The sequence below is a fragment of the Amycolatopsis pretoriensis genome (assembly GCF_900107925.1).
Lineage (GTDB): Bacteria > Actinomycetota > Actinomycetes > Mycobacteriales > Pseudonocardiaceae > Amycolatopsis > Amycolatopsis pretoriensis.
The window spans coordinates 116,432-130,130 of the sequence record NZ_FNUJ01000014.1; the positions used below are offsets into that span (position 1 = coordinate 116,432).

Below are 13,699 nucleotides of genomic sequence, written 5' to 3' on the forward strand. Positions count from 1 at the left end.
AGGATATCACTTCCCGTTCGCCGGCAGGTCACCCTCGGAGCACAGCGCTCCTCGCGCGGCCGCGAGCGTGTCGAACTGGTAAACTGATTGCCGTACGGAAACCAACCGTCCGATCGACCCCGGTGCCGCGCACCCGCTGCCCCGGGACGAGGAGGCGCAGGTCATGGCGAACGGGCAGACCCGGCGCACCGGCGGCCACATCGTGCTCGAGGGTGCGTCGGAGAACAACCTGAAGAACGTCTCGCTCTGCATCCCCAAGGGCGAGATCACCGTGTTCACCGGCGTGTCCGGCTCGGGCAAGTCGTCGATCGTGTTCGACACGATCGCGGTCGAGTCGCAGCGGCAGCTCAGCGAGACGTTCAGCTGGTTCATCCGCAACCGGCTGCCCAAGCACGAGCGCCCGCGCGCGGAGCGGATGAGCAACCTGTCCACCGCGATCGTGGTGGACCAGAAGCCGATCGGCGGCAACGCCCGCTCGACCGTCGGCACGATGAGCGAGATCCACGCGATGCTGCGCGTGCTGTTCTCGCGGTACGGCAAGCCGAGCGCGGGGTCGTCGAACCTGTACTCGTTCAACGACCCGCAGGGCATGTGCGAGGAGTGCCAGGGGCTGGGCAAGACCACGAAACTGGACCTCGACCTGCTGATCGACTACGACAAGACGCTCAACGAAGGTGCGCTGGACTCGCCGTTGTTCGCGATCGGCAGCTACATGTGGCAGCTGTACGCCCAGTCCGGGCTGTTCGACGCGGACAAGCCGCTCAAGAAGTTCACCAAGAAGGAATGGGACCTGCTGCTGCACGGCGGCGGGTTCCGGGTGGACCGCTCGGGCAAGCGGCAGAACTACTCGAACGAATACGAAGGCGTCGTCGTCAAGCTCACCCGCCGCTACCTCAAGAACGGCCTGGACACGCTCAAGGAGCGCGACCGCCGCGAGGTGGAGAAGATCGTCGTCGCCGGGCCGTGCGCGGTCTGCAAGGGCGGCCGGCTGAACAAAGCCGCGCTGGCGTCGAAGATCCACGGCAAGACCATCGCCGACCACTGCGCGATGGAGGTCAGCGAGCTGATCGCCGAGCTGAAGTCGCTCGACATCCCGGCGGCGAAGTCGGTGCTGGCCGGCGCGCTCGCGGCGCTCGAACGCGTCGAAGCGATCGGGCTGGGCTACTTGAGCCTCGACCGCGAGACCTCGACGCTGTCCGGCGGCGAGGGCCAGCGCCTCAAGACGGTCAAGCACCTCGGCAGCAGCCTCACCGACCTGACGTACGTCTTCGACGAGCCGAGCGTCGGGCTGCACCCGCGGGACGTGCACCGGCTCAACGAGCTGCTGTGCGAGCTGCGGGACAAGGGCAACACGGTCCTGGTCGTCGAGCACGACCGCGACGTCATCGCCATCGCCGACCACGTCGTCGACATGGGCCCCGGCGCGGGCACGCACGGCGGCGAGGTCGTCTTCGAAGGCACGGTCAAGCAGCTGCGGCGCGCGTCGACGTTGACCGGCAAGTGCCTGACGCACATCCCGGGGCTCAAGGAGGAGTTCCGCGAGCCGACCGGGCAGCTGCCCATCAAGAAGGCCGACCTGCACAACCTGCACGACGTGACGGTCGACGTGCCGACCGGCGTGCTCACCGTGGTGACCGGGGTGGCGGGCTCGGGCAAGAGCACCCTCGTCTCGGGGGCGCTGCGCAAGCAGCACCCGGACGCCGTGCTGATCGACCAGTCGGCGATCGGGGTGTCGACCCGCTCGACGCCGGCGACCTACCTGGACGTCATGGACGTCATCCGGAAGCTGTTCGCCGAGGCCAACAACGCGCAGCCGGGGCTGTTCAGCTTCAACTCCGAGGGCGGCTGCCCGGAGTGCAAGGGCCGCGGCGTGATCGAGACGGACCTGGCCTACATGGACCCGGTGACGACGATCTGCGAGGCGTGCGACGGGCGGCGCTACCGGCCCGAGGTGCTGGACAAGACGTTGCGGGGCAAGAACATCGTCGACGTCCTGGCGCTGACCGTCGAAGAGGCGCTCGGTTTCTTTTCCGAAGAGGCCATCACGAAGAAGCTGGACCTGCTGGCCGAGGTCGGGCTGTCGTACCTGACGCTGGGGCAGCCGCTGTCGACGTTGTCCGGCGGTGAGCGGCAGCGGGTCAAGCTCGCGCACCGGCTGCGGGAGACCGGCAACGTCTACCTGTTCGACGAACCGACGACCGGCCTGCACATGGCCGACATCGGACACCTGCTGGACCTGCTGGACCGCTTGGTGGACGGCGGCAACACGGTCGTGGTGATCGAGCACGACCTCGACGTCGTGAAGCACGCGGACTGGGTGATCGACCTGGGCCCGGAGGCCGGGCGGCACGGTGGACGCGTGCTGTTCGAGGGGACGCCGGAAAAGCTGCTGAAGGACCGGAAGTCCTATACGGCCGAATACCTGCGGGCGGATCTGAAGAACGCTTAGCGGGCACTCACGACAGCCGCGGTAGCGAGACCACGCACGGTCTCGCCGCCGCGGCTTTCGCGCGCGCACGTTCTGCAAAGTGATTTCCCGGCGTATTCGTTAACTGTCCACAACGGACTCGATAACTCGCGGATTTTAGTTGATCCACAAGGGAAACGGTTGACATCTCACCCGATAGCGTGATTACCATGGTTGCCGGAAAGCAACCATCGGATAGGAGATGCGCATGTCCCGTGGCACGACCAAGGACCGCCTCCCCGACGGGCAGCTGCGATTCGGCTTCATGTGGCTCAGCTCGCCGACGCCCACCGCGACGTCCAAAGCGGTCGCCGACCGCAACCCGGACTCGCTCGACCCGGCCACCCAGATGGACCTCGCCCGCCGCGTCGAAGACATCGGCATGGACTACGTCTTCTTCGCCGACGGCTACATCACCCACGGCGAGAACAGCGCCCGCATCGGGCACGCCCAGCCGCACATCTCGGCGCCGATCTACGCGCCGGTCGTGATGGCCGCGACGCAGCACATCGGCGTCGTCACCACCATGCACACCCGCTACCTCTCCCCCGGCGTCATCGCCCGCCTCGGCGCCAACCTGGACGCGCTCAGCGGCGGCCGCTGGGGCTGGAACATCGTGCCGGGCTGGAAAACGCCGGAAGCCGAGCTGCTCGGCGCGCCCACCGACACCGACCACGACCTCCGGTACAAGATCACCACCGAGGCCGTCGAAGCCGTCAAGACGCTGTGGGCCTCGCGCGGCGAGCACGTCGAATTCCACGGCGAGTACCACGACCTGCGGGGCAGCCTGATCGGCCCGCACATCGAGCAGCAGCCGTGGCCGTGCCTGTTCAACGCGGGCGTCTCGGCCGCGGGCCAGCAGCTGATCGCCGAAACCTGCGACTTCGCGTTCACCCCGCTGCCCGACGACTACTCGAAGGTCCGCAAGACGGTCGACTCGCTGGCCGGACGGACCGAGGCCGCCGGCCGCGATCCCCTCGACGTCAACATGGCCGGCGCGGTCGGCGTGCTGCTCGGCAAGACCGACACCGAGGCCCAGGAGAAGTTCTCGTGGGTGCGCGACTCGCTCGACATGGGCGCCGCGCGGGACATCGCGACCGAGCTGATGGGCGGCAGCGAGACCTACCAGGAGAACTACGAGGGCGAGTTCGACGACATCGCCCGCACGCTCGGCCTCGCCTGCGGCAGCAAGGTGCTCGTCGGCTCGCCGGAGACGGTCGCCGGGCAGCTGCTGGACCTGCACCGCGAAACCGGCGTGCGCGGGTTCATGTTCCTGCCGGTGATGTACGACGCCGAGCAGATCGAGCTGATGGGCGAGGTCTTCCCGTACCTGGAGAAGGCGAACGTCTGGACCCCGCCCGCGGAGCGCGGCTGGAGCTGGTGACGGTGCCCGCACTCACCCCCGCCGAGCTGCGCCGGCACCTCGGCGACGACCTGCGCGGCCTGCGCCCGCCCCGGACGGCGATCGTCGTCGGGGCGGGGCTGGCCGGCCTCGCCGCCGCCCACGAGCTCAACCGGGCAGGCTGCGAAGTCACCGTGCTCGAAGCCGCCGACCGGCCGGGCGGCCGCGCCCGCACGCTGCGGCAGCCGTTCGCCGACGGCCTGCGCGTCGAGGCCGGGGCGATGACCGTGACCCCGGAATGCCACTACGTCACCCACTACCGGGAGCGGCTCGGGGTCGGGCTGGACCGCTCGGACCTGCTCGACCAGGACTTCTCCTACTTCGTCGACGGCAAGTTCGTCCGCCCGGACGCGGATTCCCTCGCCGCCGCCGGACTCCCGCTCGCCGAGCACGAGCGCGGTCTCGGTGTCCCCGAGCTGATCGCCCGGTACGTCACGGCGGCCGCCGACGAGCTCGGCGCCGGCCTGACCGCGCCGCACTGGGCACCCTCGGCCGACCTCGAGGAGCTCGACCAGTCCTCTGTGGACGAAGTGCTGCGGTCGCGTGGGGCTTCGCAAACGGCGATCGACCTCATGGAACCGATGTTCCTGGAGATGCGGGGCGGGGACCTGCTGTCGGCGTCGGCGTTGTCGTGGCTGCGTCATGAAAGCGGTTACCGCTCGCTGCTCACCTCGACCGAGGGCTGGGGGAAGATCGCCGGCGGCACCGACGAGCTGCCGCGCGCGTTCGCCCACGCGCTGCGCGACCGCATCCGCTACCGCGCGCCGGTCGTGCGGCTCGACCAGGACGACGACTCGGCCAGGGTGACCTACCTCGACCACGGCCGGCTGGCGCGGCTCAGCGCCGACCGGGTCGTCGTCACGGTGCCGTTCAGCGCGATCCGCCACGTCGACGTCAGCCACGCGCGGCTGACGGAGGCCAAGGTCGAGGCGATGCGGAAGCTGCGGTACGCGTCCATCGTCCGGGTCTACCTCCAGGTGCGCGAGCAGTTCTGGAAGGGGCACAACGTCTCGGTGTCGACGGACCTGCCGATCCGCTGGGTCCGCGACGCGACGGCGAACCAGCCCGGCCCGCGGCGGATCCTCGAGGTCCTGATGACGGGCTGGCGCTCGCGCGCGATCGCGGCGATGAGCGGCGAGGAGCGCGTGCGGTTCGTGCTGGACCACGTGGACACGATGTTCCCGGGGGCGCACGAGCAGTTCGAGCTGGGGGTTTCGGTGGCGTGGGACCACGAGCCGTGGATCGAGGGCTCGTACGTCCTGCCCGAGCGCGGGCACAGCAAGCTGATGCCGGCCATCCGGGCACAGGAGAACCGCATCCACTTCGCCGGTGAGCACACCAGTTTCGAACCCAACGGCGGGTCGATGAACTACGCGCTCGAATCGGGGGTCCGGGCGTTCGTCGAACTGAGCACCGCCACCTGAGTATTTTTTCGCGGCTTCGCGTCTCTCCTTCCCAGGAAGTCCAGGTGAGGGGGCGAACTCGTGACGAAGTTCTGGTGGAGCGCGGCGGCGGCGGTCCTGCTGGCCGGCTGCGCAAGCACGGCGGCACCCGGCGACCCGCCGGCGGCACCCGGTGAATCGGCTCCGGCGACCTCCGGGATCCCGGCGGAGCCGACCGGACCGCCGGAATCGGATCCACCTTCGACCTCGGAGCCGGACCCGCCCGGCGCGCTGGGCAGCCCGATCGACTACCAGAGCACCCAGGTCGGGTCGGGCGACCGCCTGGCCGAGGACGTCCGCGAGTCCATCCTGGGGCAACTGGACGAAGACACCCGGAACCTGGGGTGCCCGCGACCGCGGTGCGGCATCACCGTCCGGATCACCGGCGGGGAAACCGACTGCGCCAAGCTGCTCACCCCACCCGAAAGAGTCGAGCGCGGCGGGGTGATCGTCATCCACACCGGTCCGTGCCCGCCCACCGGGGATCCGGTTCCGCCGGCGGAAAGCACGTCGGACACGCCTTCGGAAACACCCTAGGTGCGCGCGGTCTCCGGCGTCGCCCGCCGCACCGGCCTGCGGCGGCCCGCACCCGAAGACGGCGCCGCCCGCACGAAGGCCGGGGCCTCCCAGGCCGTCAAGGTCATCGCGTCGGTGGCGGCGAACCTCGCGCTGTCCAGTGCGTTGCTCTACTTCTTCGGACTCGTCTACACGCAGCGGTTCTTCGGCTACTTCCGGGTGCACTACACCGTGCTCGACCAGGCCGCGGAAGAGGTCCTCGCGCGCGGCGCCTTCGGGCTGCACCTGCCGATCGGCGCCGCGGCGGGGACCGGGCTCGTCCTGTTCGGCCTCGTCCGGCTCGCGCGTTTCCTGCTGCCGGCGCGGATCCGGGCCAGGCTGGCCCGGTTCGGTCCGCCGGTCGCGACGATCGCCGGCCTCGCCCTCGTCGGGGTGACGGTGCCCGTGGTGCTCGATCCGGACCTGTTCGGCTGGTACCCAGGCTTGCCGGGGCTCGCGTTCGCGGTCGGCGTCGTCCTCGCGGTGGTCGGCTGGCGCCGGCTGGTCCCCGGCACGCACACGCCGGCGTTCCTCGTCGCCGAATGGCTCACCACGTACCTGCTCGTGGCGTTCGGGCTGTTCTGGGCGGTCTCCGACTACTCGGCCCAGGTCGGGGTCCGGGAAGCCTTCACCACCGCGGCGCGGATACCTTCGCTGCCGGGGGTGACCGTCTACAGCGAGCGCAGCCTCAACCTCGAAGCGGACGGGGTCCGGCAAGTCGTGTGCGGACAGCCGGAAGCCGCGTACAAGTACCGGTACACGGGGTTGAAACTGCTGCTCCAGTCCGGCGGGCAGTACGTGTTCGTGACCGCGCGCTGGCGGGCGTCGAACGGCGTGACGTTCGTCGTCCCCCGCTCGGCTGCGCTGCGCCTGGAATTCGCCCCGCCCGGCACCAAGCCGAGCGGGGCGTGCTGACGGCCGCCGCTCAGAAGCCGGGGAACACCCGCCGCAGCTCGTCGAGCGTGACGCCGCCCTCGACGGTGACGCCGTCGTCGTAGGGCGCCTTGAGCCGGCCGCTGAGCAGCCGGACGAACGCCTCCGCCGGACCGCTGAACGTCGCCGACGGCGCCTCGAGGTGGTCCACCACGGTCACGGTGTCGTCGATCACCAAGCCGCCACCGGGCACCGCGACCGACACCGGCTTCTCCAGCTCGGCCGGCTTCGCGAGGAAGCCCACCAGGAACCCGACCGGTCCGGCCAGCAGCTCGACGAGCACGTCGGCCGAGCCGGCGGCCACCCCGGCCGCGGGGTCGAACGCCACCCGGACGTCCCACGAGTGGTTGGCGACCTCGCTGAGCCGCATGCCGAGCGCCGTCACCAGCGGGACCGGCTCCGGCAGGAAGCCGAGGTCGACGGTCAGCGACGAACGCTGCTCCGGCGTGAGCGCCTCGACCAGGTCGAGCCAGCGGGCGTTGTGCTCCAGGAAGCCGTCGGCCTGCGCGCGCGGCGAGGAACCGTCCCAGCGGGCCCAGATCGTCGGGTTGTCTTCGGCCGGCACGGTCTCGCCCGCGGCCCGGGCGATGGGCGCACGGCCGATCTCCGCGCCGCTGCCGAGGTGGGAAAGGGCTTGGGCGACGGTCCATTCGGACGCGCCGCTGGGCGCGGCCAGCTGCTCGTCGGTGAGGGTGCGGACGAGGCCGGCGAGCACGTCGTGCTCGGCGCGCAGGGCGGTGATCGTGCGGTCCACGAGGGGGCTCATGCCACCCTCAACTCCCGGGTGGCCGCGGATGTTCCGTCGATCACCGGCGCGCTCCGACGTCCGTGCGGCCGAACAGCTGCTGGGCGACGCTCTCGCACACCGCGGCCCCGTAGCGGTGCCCGTCGCCCTGCTCCGGGTAGTGCACCATGACCGCGAGCACCCAGCGGTCCCAGATCGCCAGGCAGTTCACCGCCCACCAGTCCCCGTGCCGGGTCCAGCCGTTCTTGACGGCCGGGCGCAGGCCCGCGAACGCCGGGGCGTCCGGGATGCCGAACGCGTCACCGGGGTCGACCGAGCGCATGAGGCCGAGCAGTGCGTCCCGCCACCGCGGGCTCAGGCCCGGGCCGCCGGCCACGCACCGGCCGAGCAGGCTCGCGTCCGCCGCGGACATCGTCGTCTTGGACCACCAGCCCGGGTGGACCCGCGTTTCGCGCAGCCCGCAGGTCCGGATCATCCGGACGATCGAGGCGTCCCCGCCGAGCCGCAGGTACAGCGTCTGCGCGGCGCGGTCGTCACTGCTGCGGATCATTCGGGTCACGCGGGCCTCGTCTTCGGCCGAGACCCGCGAGTCCCGCGAGGCGAGGTAGTCCGCGGCGAGCCAGACCTTGATCATGGACTCGGTCGTGTTGCGCAGGGTCCCGGCGCCGACCACGGCACCGGTCCCCAGTTCGCGCAACGCCCACGACCACTCGCCGCGGACGTCGACGGTCACCTCGGCCCGCTCCGGCCCCGGCACGACCGGGGCCGGCGCCGGCGCGACGTGGGAAACCGGCCGTTCCGCCGCGGCGGGTGCCTTCGCGGGACGAAGGCACACCGCCGCGGTGAGCGCGCCGAAGACCAGGCCGACCAGGACGACGAGCACGGAAACACGCATCGGAACCCCCTCGGCCGGGCGGTGCGGCGCGGTTATCGGGTGAGCCGGACCGAATCCAGCAGGGCCAGCGCGGCCGCCTTGTTGGGGTACGAGCTGTTCATTTCGAGCGTGTACCCGCCGAGTTTCCTGCTCTGGTGCGCGGGCAGCGGGTCCTTCGGGTCGACACCGCCCGCCGATTCACCGGTGCCGGTCAGGAACACGAACATCGAGAAACAGCCGGGGTCGAGCGGCGCCATGTCCGCCTTGAGGTCGGGGCAGAGCACCAGGGTGTTGGTCTCGGGCTCGCTGGTGAACGTCGCGACCTTCAGCCCGTCGGGGACCTGCAGCGACTTCAGCGGGGAGGCGAGCACCGGCGGTGTCGTGCCGATCTTCGCCAGCAGGCCGACCATTTCCGCGGCCGTCACGGGCTTCGCGGTCCGCACCCGGATCCACCGCCGCGGTCCGTCCTGCCACAGGACCGTCTTCGGGTTCGTGAGCTGATCGGCGGACGTGGGTTTGGCGGGCAGCACGCTCCCGGGGGCGGTGCCGTCCTGGACGTCGATTTCGAGCCCGTACTTCTGGCCCTGCTGGTAGTGAAGGCTGGCGAAGCCCGGGTGGACCGCCCAGAACACCAGGTCCCAGGACTTGTCCTCGAGACTGATCGCCGGCGCGGGCGGGGGCACCTTCGCGGCGTCCGAGGCCTCGCTCGCCGCGGCGGACGACGCCGGGGTGGCGAGCGTGGCGGGCGGCGGCGTCGCGGCCGGGGCACCCCGGTTCAGCAGCCCGACGGCGCCGGCGCCCAGGGCGGCCACGGTGAGCGTCACCGCGGCGACACCGGCCGCCCGGCGCCGCCGGATCCGGCGGGTGGCGGTGGCGAGCACGGCCGCCGGGTCGGGGGCCAGGGACTCCCGGTCGCGCAGCACGCGGCGCAGCTCGTCGAGGTCGGTCATCACACGCTCTCCTTGCCTTCTTCGATCCCGAGGCGCAGCGAGCTCAGGCCACGCGAGATGTGACTGCGCACGGTTCCGGTCGCGCAGCCGAGCACAGCGGCGATCTCGTCGTCGTCGCGGTCTTCGTAGAACCGCAGCACGATCGACGCCCGTTGCGCCCGGCTGAGCCGGGCGAGCAGCCCGCTGAGCTGGTCGGCGTCGGCGATCCGCCGCGCCGGATCGGGCGCGGTCGGCTCCCGCAGCAGGGCGACGTCCGGGGTGGGGTGGACGGACCGCTGGTACCACCGGCGCCGCCAGCCGAGATAGCCGTTGACGACCATCTTCCGCAGGTAGAGCTCGGGCCGATCGGCCGCCGCCACCTGCCGCCACGCCCGGTGCGCCCGCACGAGCGCGTCTTGGACGACGTCTTGGGCCAGCTCACGATCCCCGGTCAGGACGGCGGCGAACCGCACCAGGCCGGGGAGCTGCTCGCGGGAGAACTCTTCGAACTGCACACCCCATAAGATGCCGCTGCCCATGGGGTCTGTTGCAGTTGCGGCCGAGAAGTTTCCGGGGGCCGGGCTCTCCACGTCACGGGCGGCGAGCACCACGTCGGCGGCCCCGGCCCCATCCAGCCCACGGAAACGGCGACGTGCGCATCGGCGGGTCGTGGCCGGGGGAGCCGGTCCCACCCATCGGCTCCGCCCGGTATCGATCAACCCGCCGCCCCTATCGGCGGCCCCGATCGGCCGCCGGTGATAGGTAGAACGACGACCGGTCCGTCAGCAGCTGCGCCCGCAGGTAGTGGCGCTATTGGGGAGGCCGTCCGGGCCGGCGGCGGTCCGCACCATCAGCGGCGGGACCGCGGCGACCTCGCCGGTGAGGCGCGCACTGCCGCGTCGAGGACCCGGGTGAGGGACACACCGAACCGTAACGCGTCGCGCGCCGCATCGGTTTGCCATCGTTTCAGCCGGGTAGCCGTCAGTGTCCCGGACCGGATCTCGAACGGAGCCCCATGCGCAGTCGCCGGAAACCGGCCGCACCGCGGGTCGTGCTGATCGTCGGCGCCACCAGCGGGATCGGGCTCGCCGCCGCGGTCGCCTTCGCCGCCCGGGCCGACAAGCTCGTCCTCGTCTCGCGCAGCCCCGAAGCGCTCGACGCCGCCGAAGCGGCCTGTCGCCGAGCAGGCGCCGACGTGGTCGACACCCAGGCCGAGGACATCGGTGACCCGGCCGCGGCCGGCCGGATCGTCGCCCGGACCCTCGACCGCCACGGCCGGCTGGACGTCGTCGTGCACACCGCCGCGGTGATGGGCTACGGCGGTGTCGAGGAGATGCCGCCGGACGTGTTCACCACCGTCGTCGACACCGCCGTGCACGGCACCCTCCACCTGGCCCGCGCGGCGCTCCCGGTCCTGCGCGCCCAGCACACCGGCACGTTCATCGGCGTCAACTCGCTGCTGGGCTCGGTCACCGTGCCCCGGATGGGTGCCTACGCCGTGTCGAAGTGGGGACAGCGCGCCCTGCTGCGCACCCTGCAGCAGGAAACCCGCGACGAGCCCGGCGTGTCGGTCTGCATCGTCAGCCCCGGCAGCATCAACACCCCCATCTACTACCAAGCGGCCAACTACACCGGCCACGCCGCCCGGCCGCCGTGGCCGGTCCTCGCCCCCGAACGGGTGGCCGCGGCGATCACCCGGCTGGCCGACCACCCCCGCCGGCACGTGTCCGTGCCGATCGGGCCGGGCAACCCGCTGATCATCACCGGGTTCCGGCTCCTGCCCCGGCTCTACGACCGGCTGGTCGGTCCCCTGCTCGGGCTGGCCGTGCTCACCCGCGAGCGGCTGCGGCCGACGCCGGGAACCGTGCACCGGCCGGCCCCCGCCCGCGAACGCGTCCACGGCCGCTGGCCGGCCCCGACCGGAGAACAGGTGAAGCCCATGCCGATCGACACCGCGGCGGCGAGCTCGTGACCGCGCCCGGACCGGAGCCCGAGGAGGTGCCGGGCCTGGAACCCGGCGGATCGGTCACCCCGGGCGACACGCCACCGGACGCCGGCCAGACGTCCGGCCTGTCCCACCCCCAGCCGATGCCGTCGAAGAAGGGACCGGTGCTCGCGCTGGTGGTCATCGGGATCATCGTGGCGGGAACGGCGGCGTTCTTCCTGTTGCGCGCCTTGGACTTCCTGGACTGACCGCCGTCAGGGCGCGTCCGGCAGGTACCGACGGCGTGCCGCTCGGCCCAGTCCCGCACCGGGGTGAGCACCGCGAGCAGCGAGCGCCCCAGCGGGGTGAGCGAGTACTCGACCCTCGGCGGCGTCACCGCGGGCGTCTCGGTCCGGTCGACGATCCCGTCGTGCTCCAGGGTGCGCAGCGTCTCCGTCAGCGCCTTGGCCGTCACCCCTTCGACGACCCCCTTCAGCTCGGTGAACCTCAGCGGGCGGGCGTCCAGGGCGGCGAGCACCGCCCAGCTCGGGCACCGGGCGGTCAGCAGGTCGTGCGCGGTGCCCATCGCCTGGTCGCTCCCGGTTTCAGCGGCTCGTCGTCCGGGCTGGGACTCGGCATCGCGGAAGTCCTCGCGGCCGAGGACGCCGACGTCGTCGTGACCACCCTGCGCGGGGACGTGCGGGCCAGCCACGCGGCCAGGATCGGCGCGCACGCGGTACCCGCGGACCTGAGCCGGCCCGGCGAGCCCGCGCGCGTCGTCGCGGAAACGGTGCGGCGCTTCGGCGGACTGGACATCGTGCTGTGGAACAGCGGCGGGCCGCCGGGCAGCGCGCTCGAGCTGACCGCCGAGCACGTCGCCGAGGCCGCCGAGGTCGTGTTGCTGCCACTCGTCCGCCTGGTGCGGGCCGGGGCCGGGCACCTGCGGCGGAGTTCCGCCGGGCGGATCCTGGCGATCACGACGACCGGGGTCCGGGAGCCGACGCCGGGCATGGCGGCGTCGAACGCGGTCCGCCCGGGCATCCACGGGTACCTCAAGACGCCGGCCACCGAGCTGGGACCGGACGGGATCACCGTCAACACCCTGGCCCCGGGCCGGATCGCCACCCCGCGCCGGGACGCCGTGTTCCCGGACGGCGTGCCGCCCGGGCTCGCCGAGGAGATCCCGTTGCGGCGCTGGGGAACCGTCCGGGAGTTCGCCGACGTCGCCGCGTTCCTGGCCTCGCCCCGGGCCGCTTACCTGACCGGCACCACGACCTACGTCGACGGCGGGCTGACGAGGAGTGCGTCATGACCGGAGTGGGCGTCGAGGTCGCGCTCGCACTGGTGCGGGCGGCCCGGGCGGAAGCGGCGGCGCTGGGCGTGCCGATGGCGGTCGCGGTGGTCGACCGGCGTCGACTCGACGCCGCGACCGGCTCGCGCGCGCTCGTCAGCACAGAAAGCGGAAGCGCCGGCCGCGATCACGGCGGGCTCGCGGCGAGGGCCATGATCCGGCGGACCCGCTCACGCAGCAGCGCGTGCGTCCGGTCGTGGTGGTTGCGGGGGTGCCACGCCATGGCGAGCACCACTTCCGGCACCGCCACGGGAAGCGGGAACGTCCGCAGCCCCAGCGTCTCCAGCATCGGCCGGCCCAGCCTGGCCGGGGTCACGCAGACGACGTCGGTTCCGCGGGCCACGTGCAGCGCGCCCGCGAAGCTCGGCAGCACGGCGGTCACCCGGCGGCTCAGGCCCAGCTCGGCCAGCCGCTCGTCGATCGGGCCGTGCGCGCGGCCGCGGCGCGAGACGACGATGTGGTCGGCCGCGGCGAACCTCTTCGGGGTGACGGTTTTGACCTTCGCCAGCGGGTGTTCCGGGCGGATCGCGCCGACGAGCGTTTCGGTGACGAGCTCCTCCGAGTGGATTTCGGGGTCGCCCGGGCGCAGTGTCCCGATTTCCAGGTCGACGAGCCCTTCGCGCAGCGCCGGGGTGTCCTGGACGTTCTCCGGTCGCAGCCGCAGGGAGATCCCCGGCGCCTGGCTCCGCAGGTCGTCGATGAGGGACGGGAGGAACGTCGTGGACAGCATGTCGGTGACCTGCAGGTCGAACACGCGCACCGCGGTGCGCGGGTCGGCGGCGGTCGACGGGCCGAACAACGCGCGGGCCCGGGCGGCGACGGCGTGCACCTCCCCGCGCAGCTCCAGCGCCCGGGGCGTCGGCACGAGATCGCGGCCGGCCCGGACGAGCAGCGGGTCGTCGAACGCGCGCCGCAGCCGGGCCAGCGTGCGGCTCATCGCCGGTGCCGAGGTGTGCAGGCGCGCCGCCGCCTTCGTCACGCTGCTTTCGGTGAGCAGTGCGTCCAGCGCCTCGATGAGGTTCAGGTCGTGGTCCACCCGCCGATTATCACAGGTGGAATGAGTTCGTACCGAGGTTG

General features: G+C 71.9%; 13 protein-coding genes and 1 pseudogene. 8 read left to right on the forward strand and 6 right to left on the reverse strand.

Features of this window, described 5'->3' with window-relative positions:
* Window positions 1-163 precede the first annotated feature (163 nt).
* The 5 genes from BLV96_RS44105 to BLV96_RS44125 all read left to right on the forward strand — a co-directional run bounded on the left by BLV96_RS44105 (window position 164) and on the right by BLV96_RS44125 (window position 6,781).
* Complete coding sequence (locus BLV96_RS44105; RefSeq protein ID WP_086678484.1) at window positions 164-2,449, forward strand: ATP-binding cassette domain-containing protein; 2,286 nt, start codon at window positions 164-166, stop codon at window positions 2,447-2,449.
* Window positions 2,450-2,675: 226 nt separating this feature from the next.
* Window positions 2,676-3,851 carry an LLM class flavin-dependent oxidoreductase gene (locus tag BLV96_RS44110; RefSeq protein ID WP_158104174.1) on the forward strand — a complete coding sequence of 392 codons (1,176 nt, stop codon included), beginning with the start codon at window positions 2,676-2,678 and terminating at the stop codon, window positions 3,849-3,851.
* Window positions 3,852-3,853: 2 nt separating this feature from the next.
* Window positions 3,854-5,293, forward strand: a complete 1,440-nt coding sequence (locus BLV96_RS44115) for a flavin monoamine oxidase family protein (RefSeq protein ID WP_086678535.1) — start codon at window positions 3,854-3,856, stop codon at window positions 5,291-5,293.
* A gap of 60 nt (window positions 5,294-5,353) precedes the next feature.
* Complete coding sequence (locus BLV96_RS44120) at window positions 5,354-5,848, forward strand: chromosomal replication initiator protein DnaA (protein ID WP_086678482.1); 495 nt, start codon at window positions 5,354-5,356, stop codon at window positions 5,846-5,848.
* Window positions 5,849-6,781: a hypothetical protein gene (locus BLV96_RS44125; RefSeq protein ID WP_086678481.1), complete on the forward strand. Its 933-nt coding sequence runs from the start codon at window positions 5,849-5,851 to the stop codon at window positions 6,779-6,781.
* A 10-nt stretch (window positions 6,782-6,791) separates the two neighbouring features.
* Here BLV96_RS44125 and BLV96_RS44130 read toward each other — a convergent pair whose 3' ends face one another.
* From BLV96_RS44130 to BLV96_RS44145, 4 genes are read right to left on the reverse strand one after another with little or no spacing between them, the layout of a single operon-like run.
* A complete protein-coding gene (locus BLV96_RS44130; RefSeq protein ID WP_086678480.1) occupies window positions 6,792-7,565 on the reverse strand; it encodes a maleylpyruvate isomerase family mycothiol-dependent enzyme in 774 nt (257 codons plus the stop codon).
* Between the two features lie 40 nt (window positions 7,566-7,605).
* A complete protein-coding gene (locus BLV96_RS44135; RefSeq protein WP_086678479.1) occupies window positions 7,606-8,439 on the reverse strand; it encodes a serine hydrolase in 834 nt (277 codons plus the stop codon).
* A 32-nt stretch (window positions 8,440-8,471) separates the two neighbouring features.
* Complete coding sequence (locus BLV96_RS44140; RefSeq protein ID WP_091390348.1) at window positions 8,472-9,368, reverse strand: hypothetical protein; 897 nt, start codon at window positions 9,366-9,368, stop codon at window positions 8,472-8,474.
* The gene (locus BLV96_RS44145) at window positions 9,368-9,862 is read right to left on the reverse strand and encodes a SigE family RNA polymerase sigma factor (RefSeq protein ID WP_086681962.1); all 495 of its coding nucleotides are present in this window, start codon (window positions 9,860-9,862) and stop codon (window positions 9,368-9,370) included. The genes BLV96_RS44140 and BLV96_RS44145 overlap by 1 nt, the downstream gene beginning before the upstream one ends.
* A gap of 500 nt (window positions 9,863-10,362) precedes the next feature.
* On the opposite strand from BLV96_RS44145, the gene BLV96_RS44150 reads away from it, so the two are divergent.
* The gene (locus tag BLV96_RS44150) at window positions 10,363-11,319 is read left to right on the forward strand and encodes an SDR family NAD(P)-dependent oxidoreductase (protein ID WP_086681939.1); all 957 of its coding nucleotides are present in this window, start codon (window positions 10,363-10,365) and stop codon (window positions 11,317-11,319) included.
* Entirely contained in the window at window positions 11,316-11,540 is a 225-nt protein-coding gene (locus BLV96_RS44155) for a DUF6480 family protein (RefSeq protein WP_086681942.1), read from the forward strand. The genes BLV96_RS44150 and BLV96_RS44155 overlap by 4 nt, the downstream gene beginning before the upstream one ends.
* Window positions 11,541-11,587: 47 nt before the next feature.
* On the opposite strand, the pseudogene BLV96_RS44160 reads toward BLV96_RS44155, so the two are convergent.
* Window positions 11,588-11,857: pseudogene (locus BLV96_RS44160) on the reverse strand (winged helix-turn-helix transcriptional regulator); the annotation flags it as partial.
* On the opposite strand from BLV96_RS44160, the gene BLV96_RS44165 reads away from it, so the two are divergent.
* Window positions 11,843-12,583: an SDR family oxidoreductase gene (locus BLV96_RS44165; RefSeq protein WP_086681945.1), complete on the forward strand. Its 741-nt coding sequence runs from the start codon at window positions 11,843-11,845 to the stop codon at window positions 12,581-12,583. The pseudogene BLV96_RS44160 and the gene BLV96_RS44165 sit on opposite strands and share 15 nt — an antisense overlap.
* 166 nt (window positions 12,584-12,749) lie before the next feature.
* On the opposite strand, the gene BLV96_RS44170 is transcribed toward BLV96_RS44165, so the two are convergent.
* Window positions 12,750-13,658 carry a LysR family transcriptional regulator gene (locus tag BLV96_RS44170; protein ID WP_086681949.1) on the reverse strand — a complete coding sequence of 303 codons (909 nt, stop codon included), beginning with the start codon at window positions 13,656-13,658 and terminating at the stop codon, window positions 12,750-12,752.
* Window positions 13,659-13,699: the final 41 nt, after the last annotated feature.

Excerpts from the sequence above, each read along its gene's own strand:
- BLV96_RS44105 (WP_086678484.1), top strand. The coding sequence starts at position 164 with ATGGCGAACGGGCAGACCCGGCGCACCGGCGGCCACATCGTGCTCGAG.
- BLV96_RS44110 (WP_158104174.1), top strand. The coding sequence starts at position 2,676 with ATGTCCCGTGGCACGACCAAGGACCGCCTCCCCGACGGGCAGCTGCGA.
- BLV96_RS44130 (WP_086678480.1), bottom strand. The coding sequence starts at position 7,565 with ATGAGCCCCCTCGTGGACCGCACGATCACCGCCCTGCGCGCCGAGCAC.
- BLV96_RS44135 (WP_086678479.1), bottom strand. The coding sequence starts at position 8,439 with ATGCGTGTTTCCGTGCTCGTCGTCCTGGTCGGCCTGGTCTTCGGCGCG.
- BLV96_RS44140 (WP_091390348.1), bottom strand. The coding sequence starts at position 9,368 with ATGACCGACCTCGACGAGCTGCGCCGCGTGCTGCGCGACCGGGAGTCC.
- BLV96_RS44150 (WP_086681939.1), top strand. The coding sequence starts at position 10,363 with ATGCGCAGTCGCCGGAAACCGGCCGCACCGCGGGTCGTGCTGATCGTC.